Source organism: Luteibacter sp. W1I16, assembly GCF_050434905.1.
Lineage (GTDB): Bacteria > Pseudomonadota > Gammaproteobacteria > Xanthomonadales > Rhodanobacteraceae > Luteibacter.
The window spans coordinates 1,442,750-1,453,380 of the sequence record NZ_JBNDJJ010000001.1 but is presented as its reverse complement, the minus strand read 5'-3'; the positions used below and the strand labels follow the sequence as shown (position 1 = coordinate 1,453,380).

12 protein-coding genes are annotated in these 10,631 nt (G+C 63.2%); 7 read left to right on the top strand and 5 right to left on the bottom strand.

The genetic code is table 11. From position 1 onward, the window contains the following. The first annotated feature begins 3 nt into the window (after positions 1–3). From QFZ41_RS06580 to QFZ41_RS06565, 4 genes are all read left to right on the top strand, one after another. Positions 4–966, top strand: coding sequence for an RHS repeat-associated core domain-containing protein (locus QFZ41_RS06580; protein ID WP_429198016.1), 963 nt, complete (start codon positions 4–6; stop codon positions 964–966). Beyond that, entirely contained in the window at positions 963–1,283 is a 321-nt protein-coding gene (locus QFZ41_RS06575) for a hypothetical protein (RefSeq protein WP_429198015.1), read from the top strand. The genes QFZ41_RS06580 and QFZ41_RS06575 overlap by 4 nt, the downstream gene beginning before the upstream one ends. A 306-nt stretch (positions 1,284–1,589) precedes the next feature. Further along, complete coding sequence (locus tag QFZ41_RS06570) at positions 1,590–2,126, top strand: YfbU family protein (protein ID WP_429198014.1); 537 nt, start codon at positions 1,590–1,592, stop codon at positions 2,124–2,126. Positions 2,127–2,585: 459 nt separating this feature from the next. Further along, on the top strand, positions 2,586–3,368 hold the full coding sequence (locus QFZ41_RS06565; RefSeq protein ID WP_429198013.1) for an alpha/beta hydrolase: 783 nt from the start codon (positions 2,586–2,588) through the stop codon (positions 3,366–3,368). Positions 3,369–3,387: 19 nt separating this feature from the next. Here the strand turns inward: QFZ41_RS06565 and QFZ41_RS06560 are convergent, their stop codons facing one another. Further along, a complete protein-coding gene (locus QFZ41_RS06560; RefSeq protein ID WP_429198012.1) occupies positions 3,388–3,849 on the bottom strand; it encodes a PA2169 family four-helix-bundle protein in 462 nt (153 codons plus the stop codon). Positions 3,850–4,018: 169 nt separating this feature from the next. Between QFZ41_RS06560 and QFZ41_RS06555 the strand changes: the two genes are divergently transcribed. Together QFZ41_RS06555 and QFZ41_RS06550 are read left to right on the top strand one after the other, a co-directional pair. After that, positions 4,019–4,831, top strand: coding sequence for an SDR family NAD(P)-dependent oxidoreductase (locus QFZ41_RS06555; RefSeq protein WP_429198011.1), 813 nt, complete (start codon positions 4,019–4,021; stop codon positions 4,829–4,831). Between the two features lie 101 nt (positions 4,832–4,932). Further along, positions 4,933–7,272, top strand: coding sequence for a DPP IV N-terminal domain-containing protein (locus tag QFZ41_RS06550; RefSeq protein WP_429198010.1), 2,340 nt, complete (start codon positions 4,933–4,935; stop codon positions 7,270–7,272). Between the two features lie 195 nt (positions 7,273–7,467). Here QFZ41_RS06550 and msrB read toward each other — a convergent pair whose 3' ends face one another. The 4 genes from msrB to QFZ41_RS06530 all read right to left on the bottom strand — a co-directional run bounded on the left by msrB (position 7,468) and on the right by QFZ41_RS06530 (position 10,226). Beyond that, positions 7,468–8,055, bottom strand: a complete 588-nt coding sequence (gene msrB, locus QFZ41_RS06545; protein WP_429198009.1) for a peptide-methionine (R)-S-oxide reductase MsrB — start codon at positions 8,053–8,055, stop codon at positions 7,468–7,470. An 83-nt stretch (positions 8,056–8,138) separates the two neighbouring features. Then, positions 8,139–8,486 (bottom strand): glycine zipper 2TM domain-containing protein, encoded by a 348-nt coding sequence (locus QFZ41_RS06540; protein WP_429198008.1) that lies wholly within the window; start codon positions 8,484–8,486, stop codon positions 8,139–8,141. Then, positions 8,483–9,418, bottom strand: a complete 936-nt coding sequence (locus QFZ41_RS06535; RefSeq protein WP_429198007.1) for a YihY/virulence factor BrkB family protein — start codon at positions 9,416–9,418, stop codon at positions 8,483–8,485. The genes QFZ41_RS06540 and QFZ41_RS06535 overlap by 4 nt, the downstream gene beginning before the upstream one ends. Before the next feature lie 103 nt (positions 9,419–9,521). Further along, positions 9,522–10,226, bottom strand: a complete 705-nt coding sequence (locus tag QFZ41_RS06530; RefSeq protein WP_429198006.1) for an HAD family hydrolase — start codon at positions 10,224–10,226, stop codon at positions 9,522–9,524. 82 nt (positions 10,227–10,308) lie between these two features. On the opposite strand from QFZ41_RS06530, the gene QFZ41_RS06525 reads away from it, so the two are divergent. Further along, positions 10,309–10,500, top strand: a complete 192-nt coding sequence (locus QFZ41_RS06525) for a CPXCG motif-containing cysteine-rich protein (protein WP_429198005.1) — start codon at positions 10,309–10,311, stop codon at positions 10,498–10,500. Positions 10,501–10,631 lie beyond the last annotated feature (131 nt).

Sequence of the window (10,631 nt, the reverse complement as noted above, 5' to 3'; positions counted from 1 at the left end):
GCGATGGCGATGATTAATTTAAAGCGATTGCTCGCGCTGGTCGGCTTCCTCATGCTCGCCTCAGGTATCCGTGTTGCGCATGCCGCAGAGGTGGTCACTTACTTCTACACCAGTGCCGAAGGAACAGTGCTGGCGACCACCGACGCGGCCGGAAATTTGCTCTCGACGGCGGACTACCGGCCTTACGGTGCCCAAGTGAGCGGAGTGCCAGAGGCGGGCCCGGGCTATGTCGGACATGAGAACGACATCGATACCGATCTCACCTACATGCAGGCTCGGTACTACGATCCCGAGACGGGTCGCTTCCTGAGCATCGACCCGGTAGAGGAACTTCCGGCCGACGTGTTCTCGTTCAATCGCTATGCATACGCGAACGACAACCCGACCACCTATTCCGATCCGTTTGGCGAGGAATGCATCGACAATATGGGGGGCGAAACGCCATGCCCAGTGCCGGGCAACAATCAGCCCGAGGTTTCACCCGAAGTCCAGCGCTTGAGGGATACCAGCGATCGGCGGGGCGGAACATCCGTGCAGCCCACAACGTCCCAGTACCAGGACGAGTGGTTTGGGAACGTCGATCCAATGGGTAACCCAGGCGGAGGCAATCCCCTTGGTGGCGTTGCGATGACCACGGGAGTGGGAGGTTTCACCGTCCTTGCGACAGGTGCCGTGGGCTACGAAGCGGTTGGCGGTGCGGCTGGGGTTGCGGTTGGCGCGCGGGCTCTGCGGAAGAATATTAGCTTCGATGGTCCGTCGCCGGGCGCAGCGTATGCGAATGGACGACTCTTCGGGGTCCGTTGGAAGCAAAGTCAGTGGGGCATACGCTTGGATCTTCACCCCTACAAGGGTGACCCCACTAATACGCCTATCCTGCATCTCAATGTGGGTCGCCTTTCTCGCGGAGAGGCCAGTCACATAACGTTGTTTGACCCTCGGTGGCTGCGTTGGAGAAAGAAACCGTGAAGCCAGAACACGATCGCATATACGAGCTGCATACCCTGCTGTCTGAGTTGATGAGGAAAGATATCTCGACCAAAGAGGGATTGCGTGACTGGTACGTCGAAGCTCGCCGGGTCCAGGACACGTTGACCTCGGCGGGCGGACTTGGTCCATTCGTCCCTGAACTGATCTGGCACTACCTGGCGGACGCGGACATAAGGGCGAAGGATTCGGCGTATCGGGAGCAGCAGGATGCCTTCGTCCGTGCCTTCGTGACACTTCTGGAGAAGGGGGAGGTTCCAAGTGAGGAGAGTGTCCGCGCATATGCCACCGATGCGTAGCGCCTTTCTATGTTGGGAAAGGCACCGGCGACCGTGTGGAGGTAGTCGCGGACAAACTATCGACGAGTTCATTCAATGTCTCTCATTTCGGACAACCTTCGGGTGAACGCATAGTCCGTCAAGGTTCGCGAAGTCGGACAAACTATGGCGGATCGCGCAATCTGCGCGTTAAGGCATAGTTTGGCCACTCCACTAATGCATAGGTCGGCCCTCCCGCTGGGCCGGAACCGACGATTTTCGCCTGGTGCGCCAGATGGCTGTAGCATCCGTCCCCGGGTGAGGATCAACCAACGCGAGGGGAAGGGCATGGAACTGACTGACGCAGAAAAGCTCATGCTGGCGATGGTCGCCGAGATGCATCAGGCGGCAGGGATCAAGAACGGGATCAACGCGAAGCTGATCCACGACGCGCTATGGAGCGGGAACGAGTGGGCCATTAGATGGGATGTTCAGCTACCGTGGTCGAGCGACCAAGAAAATCCGCCGTACGTTGATCACGTTGTCGATGTTCTGGACATGTGGTCGTTCATTGAGGAGGGATTCGCTGCACTCCCTGCGGCAGATGTGCAGAGGGTACTGGACGAGACCGAATCCACTCTGGCACCGACCCTACCAGGGTTCGACGGGAACAACGAGACCGACGAGTACAGTGCGGCCCGGTTTCTGATCGATACGATGGGACGATTCAGCCGATTCGCGGGAAGGGACTTGAACTCCCATCACGACACAATCGCCAGGAGCAACCGACGATTGGCCGTTTTTGATCCGATCCGCGTAAGCCTCGGAAACCGGCACCCCGTCCGCGTGACCGCCGACGAGATCATCGAGGTCGTGAATGCCTAGGCTCGCCGCTGAACGGTGTTTAGCCCAGCGCGGCAGACTGACTTCGCTTAAGTTAAACCATAGGCGTCCCATTCTGGCCAGGCTATGGTTAATCGAGATGGTGGGCTCACTAGGGCTCGAACGTCATCGTCCGCAGAAGGAGCGTTTTTGTAGCGTTTCGTGCAGGATTCGCCCCAGATCTCGACAATTTTGTCGCTCGGTGTAGAGTTTGGACCGGCTAAGTGATTGTTCGAATTGAAGTACTTTCATAAAGTACGTAGCTCAGGTGGGCACAACCGTTCTAAGGCACCGTCACGACGGGCACGATTACGGCACGTTCGAAAACCCACGAGTCATCGTGGGTTTTTCGTTTTTAGGTGCAAGGTTCGCCAATAACACCGCGCCGATGAAGCCAGAATGGGCGGTACCGGGCAGACAGCTCTTGCTCTCTCCGGATTCCCTCCGCCAAGGCCTCTCCCGATGAACAGCAAGAAAGGCGCGACCCTGCTCCTCTTCGCCGCGATCCTCTTCGGAGGCGCCTTCGCCAGTGGCTCCGCCATGGCGGCGACTCCCGTGCGAAACATCGTCCTGGTTCACGGCGCGTGGGTGAACGGAAGCGGGTGGAAGCCGGTCTACGACATCCTCGTGAAGAACGGCTACCACGTATCGGTAGCCGAGCATCCACTGACCTCGTTCGCCGACGACGTGACAGCGGTCAAGCGCATCGTCGACATGCAGGACGGCCCGACGATCCTCGTGGGCCATAGCTATGGCGGCGCCATCATCACCGACGTGGGCAACGATCCGAAGGTAGTGGGGCTGGTCTATATCGCAGCGCATGCGCTCGACCAGGGCGAGACCGAGGTGGCGAACGGGAAGCGCTTCCCCAGCGCGACGAGTCAGACCAAGGACATCAAGAAAACCACCGATGGCTTCCTCTATCTCGATCCCGCGAAATATCCCGCCGACTTCGCCGCGGACCTTCCACTAAGCCAGGCCACGTTCGAAGCGAATGCGCAGGGGCTCACCGCGGCGTCGGTATTCGACTCGCCCGCCGGTCATCCCGCCTGGAAGGACAAGCCGAGCTGGTACGCCGTGGCGACCGCCGACAAGATCATCAATCCCGACCTGGAGCGTATGTACGCCAAGCGTGCGCAGAGCCACACGATCGAGGTCAAGGGTGCGAGCCATTCCGTCTACCAGTCGCACCCGAAGGAGATGGCGGCGCTGATCGAACAGGCCGCCACCCAGGCCACTCCGTGACGGAGTGGCCTCGTCTGGATCAGTGCGTCGAACCGTGAAGCGCATGCTTGAGGTCGCGCATCTGGTCGTGCCCGCTCTTCACCGTGACGTAGGCTTCGTTGATCAGTGAGCGCGTGCCGGCCGTCACGTCGTTGTCTTCGAGGGCGTGTTCGTACTTCGCCTTGATGTGGTCCTCGCCGCGCTCCACCTCGTCGACGATGGCCGTGTCGTCCCTCGAACTCATCTTCGCGCGCAGTTCCACGAACATGCGATGCGCCTTGGCCAGTACCGAACCATCGTCCTCGGGTTTGCCGCCGAGCGAGCTGACTTGTTGCTGCAGGCGACGGGCAAGCTGGCGGCGTTCGGCCGCGCGCTGCTGGAACGAGGCGGCGTAGCGGGTATTTTCGGCATCCTTCGCTGCCTCGCCGTAGCCTTCGGCGCTGTCGATGGTGGTTTCGATAAGGGTGTTGAGAACCTTGATGTCGTGGTCGGTGCTTGTCATCGTCATGGACTCCTCATTGGCCGACAGGGTTGCCGTAGGGACATGAGCTTCGCGGCCCGAGGGCGTATGGAACCGTGAAAGGCGCGTCGTGCCTGCGACGACGCCCCCCTTTCGTTCATGCTTCGCCGGTGCATACTCGTGTTCGAACAGGCTGCACGGGAGAGCATCCATGACATCCAATCGCCGCGCCCTGGTGACGGGCGCATCGGCGGGCATCGGCGAGGCGTTCGCCCGCGAACTGGCCCGTCGCGGGTACGATCTCGTACTGACGGCGCGCCGTGCCGACCGGCTCGAAGCGCTGGCCAAGGAATTGCGGGAACGCCATGCGGTCGAGGCGATCGTCGCGCCGCTGGATCTGGCGCGGCCGGACGGTCCCGAGGCCCTCGTGGCGGCGCTCGATGCCCAGGGCTTGTCCATCGACGTATTGGTGAACAATGCCGGCTATGGCGTCACCGGCTACTTCGACGAGCAACCGTGGCCGACGCACGCGGCCTTCATCCAGGTGCTGATGACGGCGCCGACCGAACTGGCGTATCGCCTTCTGCCGGGCATGAAGGCGCGCGGCTACGGCCGCATCGTCAACGTCGCCTCGCTCGCGGGCCATGTGCCGGGCTCGGCGGGGCATACGCTGTATGCGGCCTCGAAGGCCTACCTCATCAAGTTTTCGCAGTCGCTGGCGCTGGAAGGGAAGGGCACGGGCGTGCACACCACGGCGGTGTGTCCCGGCTTCACGTATTCCGAGTTCCACGACGTCACCGGGTCACGCGAACTGGTCTCGAAGATGCCCGGTTTCATGTGGATGGACGCGCCCACGGTGGCCCGCCAGGGGCTGGATGCCGTGGATGCGGGCAAGGCGGTGTACGTGAACGGCCGGGTGAACCGGGCCATAAAAGGCCTTTTCAAGCTCATGCCGGATGCCCTGGCCCTGAAAATGGTGGAACGCCAGGGCCGCCGTTTCCGTACGGAGCCGCACAACGCCTAGCCCACCCATGACCTCTGGCATAGGCCCCGCCGACCGGCGGGGGCTAGCCTCGTCCGGTTTGCGGCGCTTTCCGCGCCGCCCTGCCGTCACGGGGACCATCGATGTCAATCACACGCAACGCGGCGCTTTCCGGCGCCGTCCTCCTCGGCCTGATCGGGGCCTCCGCCTCGGCACAGACCGTCACCACCGACGATTACCGGCGCGCGGACTCGTTCCTCGCCAACAACACCATGCCGCTGGTGGACCATTCGGTCCAGCGCGTGACCTGGATCGACGATGGCCACTTCTGGTATCGCGACCACGATAAGGACGGCGACCAGTTCATGAAGGTGGACGCCGCCACCGGCGAAGCCACCCGCGCGTTCGATCGGGACAAGGTTGCCGCGGCCCTTTCCGCCGCGACCGGCAAGAAGGTCGACGCGGCCAAGCTGCCCGTCACCGGCTTCGTCGTCCGTCCGGACGATGGCCTGGACATCACCTCGCATGGCAAGCGCTACGTCTGCGACAAGGCGGTCGGCAAGTGCGAACTCGCCGCGTTGAGGAAGGACGCGAACGGCAAGACCTACGGCGACGAGCCCGGGCTGAAGTCGCCGGACGGCAAATCCGAAGCCTTCATCCGCGACTGGAACCTCTGGGTGCGCGACATCGCCTCGGGCGCGGAAACGCAGTTGACCACCGACGGCGTCAAGGATTACGGCTACGCCACCGACAACGCGGGCTGGAAGCATACCGACGAGGCCATCCTGGTCTGGTCGCCCGACTCGAAGAAGATCGCCACATTCCAGCAGGACCAGCGCAAGACCGGCGAAATGACCCTGGTCAGCGTCAATGTCGGCCACCCGAAGGTCGACACCTGGAAGTATCCGTTGCCGGGCGACAAGGACGTGACCATGATCGAGCGCGTCGTCATCGACGTGCCGACGAAGAAAGTCGTCCGCTTCAAGATGCCGCCCGATCAGCACCGTTCGACCATCTGCGACGACGTTTCGTGCAGCCCCGGCGTGTGGGACGACGTGCGCTGGTCCGACGACGGTAAGAGCATCGCCTTCGTTTCCACCGCGCGCGACCACACGCACGAGTGGTTCCGGGTGGCCAATCCGGAAACCGGCGAGGTCCGTACCGTATTCGAAGAAAAGGCGAAGACCTATTTCGAAGGCGGCAACGAAATGGCCAACTGGCAGTACGTGCCAGAAACCGACCAGGTGATCTGGTTCTCCGAGCGGAGCAACTGGGGTCATCTGTACATGTACAGCCTCAAGACCGGCAAGCTCGAACAACAGATCACCAAGGGCGACTGGAACGTCACCCAGGTGCTGCACATCGATCCGAAGACGAAGACGATCTGGTTCCGTGGCGTGGGCCGCGAGAAAGGCGTCGATCCGTACTACCAGCAGTTCTACAAGGTCGGTTTCGACGGCAAGGGACTGACCTTGCTCACGCCTGAAAACGCCGACCACAGCGTGTCGATGTCGAAGGACGGCACGTACTTCTTCGACTCGTATTCGACGATCGATACGCCGCCGGTCGCCGTGGTGCGCCGCTCCGATACCGGCGCCACGGTGAAGGAAATCGCGCGCGCCGACATCTCGCGTCTCAAGGCCAAGGGCTGGGTGCCGCCGACCGCGTTCACGGTGAAGGCGCGCGACGGCAAGACCGACCTCTACGGCCAGATGTTCAAGCCGACGAACTTCGATGCATCGAAGAAGTACCCGCTCGTGGTCTACATCTACCCGGGCCCGCAAACGGGCTCGGTGCGCACGCGCAGCTTCATTCCCTCGCACGGTGACAATCAGGCGCTGGCCGAACTGGGCTTCGTCGTGGTGGCCGTCGACGGCATGGGCACGCCGTGGCGCTCCAAGGCTTTCCACGACGCGTACTTCAAGAACATCGGCGACAACACGCTGCCCGATCAGGTCGCCGCGGTGAAGCAGCTGGTGCAGAAGTATTCCTGGCTGGACGGCGATCGCGTCGGTATCTGGGGCCACTCCGGCGGCGGCAATGCCACCGCTACGGCCATGTTCCGTTACGCCGATGTGTTCAAGGTCGGTATCTCGGAATCGGGCAACCACGACAACCGCAACTACGAAGACGACTGGGCGGAGAAGTGGCAGGGACTGTTGGTTACCGACAAGGACGGCAAGTCCAACTACGATGACCAGGCGAACCAGAAGTGGGTGTCGGGCCTGAAGGGTCACCTGATGCTCGCCCACGGCACCTCGGACGACAACGTCCCGCCGTACGAGACGTTGCTCGTCGTGGACGCGCTGATCAAGGCCAACAAGGATTTCGACCTGGTCATGATCCCCAACGCCCACCACGGTTACGGCGCCGCCACGCAGTACATGACGCGCCGCCGCTGGGACTACTTCGTGCGTTACCTGAAGGGTGACACGCCGCCGAAGGAGTTCGAGCTGACACCGATGACGCCGCCGGGCGGTTGAACGAAAAACCCCGCCTCGACGGCGGGGTTTTTTTCTGGCCGTCCTGGGAGCCAGCCTGGTGGGCCTGGTGGGAGCCGACCTTGTCGGCGATCCCGCGGCAGCGGGCCAGGTCGAGGCAAGCACCCATCGCCGACAGGGTCGGCTCCCACCGGTAGACTGTGTGGGAGCCGCTTCAGCAGCGATTCCCGCCACCAGCTACGCCGCATAAGCCACGAACCGCATCGCCGCCGCGTTCATGCAATAGCGCAGCCCGGTCGGATCGGGGCCATCGTCGAACACATGGCCCAGGTGCGCATCGCAGCGCGCGCAATTCACCGCCGTCCGCTCCTCGACCAGGCTGCGGTCGGTCTTCCCGGTGATGTTTCGCTTCGAGATCGGCTGGTAGAAACTCGGCCAGCCGGTGCCCGAATCGAACTTGGTGGCCGAGTCGTAAAGAGCCGTATCGCAACAGATGCATCGGTAGATGCCGTTGTCGTGCCGGTCCCAGCCCTCGCCCGTGTAGGGCGGTTCGGTGCCGTCGTGGCGGGTGATGTAATACGCCTTGCTGCTCAGTTTCGATTTCCACTGCTCGTCGGTGAGGACGATGCGGGGCTCGACGCAGGACCCCAACGGCTTTTTGTCGTTGCCGAAGCAGTCCAGAGTGACATTGCCCCCTTTGGGCATGGGTGCATCGGCCGCCATCGCCGGCCGGGTCGCGCGCAGGACGAAGGGCAGGGAGATCGACGCGGCCGCCGTGGCGGCCAGTACGCCGAGGAAACGACGACGATCGGGATCGGTACGCATATAGCCTCCGGAAGCGGGAAAGGGCGCCTGGGCGCCCTTTCCATGAGACCGGCGTCACCGGCGTCCGCTTACAGCCCGTGGGTTCAGTCGTCCACCCAGCGGCAACGGCGCTCGGTGGTGTACGAGGCGTTCTTGTCCTGGTGGCTCTTCTGGATGCGATTGCCGGCGTAGCCGCCGCCGACCGCGCCGGCCACCGTGGCCAGGGTCTTGCCCTTGCCGCCACCGACCTGGTTGCCGATCAGGCCGCCGGCCACGGCGCCCACGCCCGTGCCGATCAGGCGATTGTCGTCCTTGGAGTTGATCTGCTTGACCCGGACGTTCTCGCAGACCTGGTGCTGGCTCCGCCGGGCCTGGGCCTCGGCCGGCGGCGTGGAAACGGCAGCCGTGCTGGCGATGGCGATCGCGGCGACGGCGAGCAGCTGGGTCTTCATGGCAGGTCCTCCTTCTCGGTGGCCTTCAGGGATACCGCCGGCTTCGTGACGGACGGGTCAATCCCGGCCGTTTGGGGCGCCCGGGTCGACATCGCGTATGGCCGCGGTTTAATCGGCGTGCCGCGCTCCTCCGCCACGGCCTCGGTCAACTCGGCCCCAAGCAGCAGGATCAGGGCCGAGTAATAGACCCATACCAACAGGACGACCACGCCTCCCGCAGGGCCATAGGGGCCCCCTACGTTGCTGCGGTCGAGATAGATGGCGATGGCGAACTTGCCCACGGCGAAGAGCAGCGCGGTCAGCGTCGCGCCGATCATCGCGTCACGCCATTCGATGATCGCATCCGGCAGCACCTTGTAGATCGCGCCGAAGATCAGCACGAACACGGCCAGGGAAATAACGATCTCCAGGATCTGCCAGCCGGTGGTCCCGCCGCGCACGAACACGGCGATCAGCGCGCTGGCCGAAAACGAGATCACCAGCAGGAAGGCCAGCGACAACAGCAGGCCCAGCGCGTGCATGCGTGCGCGCAGCCAGCCGAGGATGGCACCCCTGGTCGAGCCGGGGCGGGGCTGCAGGCTCCAGACCCGGTTCAGCGCGCCCTGCAACTGGGCGAAGACGGCGGATGCGCCGACCAGGGTGACGCCCAGGCCGATCACGCCGGCCATGCTGCCCACACTGGGTCGTTGCCTTGCGTTTTCTATCACCAGTCTCACCGCCTCGGAGGCCCGGGGCCCGACCAACCCATTGAGGCTGTCGATCAACTGGGCCTGCCACTCAGGCCGCAGTGAGGCGACGATCCAGAGGAGGAGCACCAGCAACGGCGCGAAAGACAGGGCGGAATAGAAGGCGAGCGCCGCGGCGCGCGTCATCAGTTCATCGTCGCTGAAACCCTTCGCCGTGGTCCTGACCACGCGCCAGGCCAGGTGCAACCGTGAATCCATGCCGCCACCTCCGTTTCGACTGGTGCAAGCTTCGTGCGAACGGTGCGAAAGAAACGTGGACCGGCGCGGCGTCAGCGTGCGCCGGTGATCATCATGCCGCATGCATCCGCGCGATGGCGGTCGCGATGCCACTTGCGTCGGCAACCTCGAGCACCCGCTCGGTCATGGCGAATTCCGTCACCAGTTCGTGCGCCCATGTGCTGTGGTACGGCATGTATACGCCCCAGCCGCCGAGCTCCACTACCGGAACGATGTCCGACTTCAACGAGTTGCCCACCATCGCGAAGCGGTCGGGGCTCACCTCGAACTCGCCGAACAGGCGCGCATACGCGGCCGGGTCCTTTTCAGAGACGATCTCGATGCGGTGGAAGATGTCCGCGAGGCCACTGCGGGCGACCTTGTACTCCTGATGGAACAGGTCGCCCTTGGTGATCAGGACCACGCGGTGCTTCGCCGCGACGGCTTCCACGGCATCGCGGATGCCGGGCAGGAGCTCCACGGGGTGGGACAGGACGTCCTTGCCCAGGCGCACGATGCGGTGGATGTCGCGTGCTTCGATGCGTCCATCGGTCAACTCGATCGCCGATTCGATCATCGACAGCGCCATACCCTTCGCGCCGTAGCCGAACAAGGCGATGTTGCCGCGCTCGGTGGCGAGCAAGGCGTCGCGGAGGCCTTTGGTGGTGAGGTCGACATAGCGCCCGAGGATGGCTTCGAAGGCCTCCTGGGCGTGATCGTAGAACTCCTGGCTGCGCCAGAGGGTGTCGTCGCCGTCGAAGCCGACCAGATCGATCATGGGTACAAGTCTCGTTCGTCGCAGCGGGATAGGATACCGCGAACCGCATCGCCGACAGGGTCGGCTCCCACCAGAGCATCCCATGTTCAATTTCACCGATATCGCATGCCCCTACTGTGGCGAGACCATCGAAGTCGCCGTCGACACCTCGGCGGGCAGCCAGACCTATATCGAGGATTGCCAGGTGTGCTGCCGTCCGATCCTGATGCGGCTGACGGTGGATGAAGGCGACGAAACCTTTGAACTCCACGCATCGGCGGAAAATGATGGGTGAGGGAATCGCCGCTGAAGCGGCTCCCACACAAGGCCTGGCTTGCCCCGGATGACTACAGGTTCCCTGACAACCCAGCGGGCTCCGGATGATGATGAGGTTCCCGGATGATGCGAAGGTTCATGTGGGAGCCG

What these genes read in the sequence shown, in the direction of transcription:
- QFZ41_RS06580 (WP_429198016.1), top strand. Translation starts at nt 4, where the DNA reads ATGGCGATGATTAATTTAAAGCGATTGCTCGCGCTGGTCGGCTTCCTC.
- QFZ41_RS06570 (WP_429198014.1), top strand. Translation starts at nt 1,590, where the DNA reads ATGGAACTGACTGACGCAGAAAAGCTCATGCTGGCGATGGTCGCCGAG.
- QFZ41_RS06565 (WP_429198013.1), top strand. Translation starts at nt 2,586, where the DNA reads ATGAACAGCAAGAAAGGCGCGACCCTGCTCCTCTTCGCCGCGATCCTC.
- QFZ41_RS06560 (WP_429198012.1), bottom strand. Translation starts at nt 3,849, where the DNA reads ATGACAAGCACCGACCACGACATCAAGGTTCTCAACACCCTTATCGAA.
- QFZ41_RS06555 (WP_429198011.1), top strand. Translation starts at nt 4,019, where the DNA reads ATGACATCCAATCGCCGCGCCCTGGTGACGGGCGCATCGGCGGGCATC.
- QFZ41_RS06550 (WP_429198010.1), top strand. Translation starts at nt 4,933, where the DNA reads ATGTCAATCACACGCAACGCGGCGCTTTCCGGCGCCGTCCTCCTCGGC.
- msrB (WP_429198009.1), bottom strand. Translation starts at nt 8,055, where the DNA reads ATGCGTACCGATCCCGATCGTCGTCGTTTCCTCGGCGTACTGGCCGCC.
- QFZ41_RS06540 (WP_429198008.1), bottom strand. Translation starts at nt 8,486, where the DNA reads ATGAAGACCCAGCTGCTCGCCGTCGCCGCGATCGCCATCGCCAGCACG.
- QFZ41_RS06530 (WP_429198006.1), bottom strand. Translation starts at nt 10,226, where the DNA reads ATGATCGATCTGGTCGGCTTCGACGGCGACGACACCCTCTGGCGCAGC.
- QFZ41_RS06525 (WP_429198005.1), top strand. Translation starts at nt 10,309, where the DNA reads ATGTTCAATTTCACCGATATCGCATGCCCCTACTGTGGCGAGACCATC.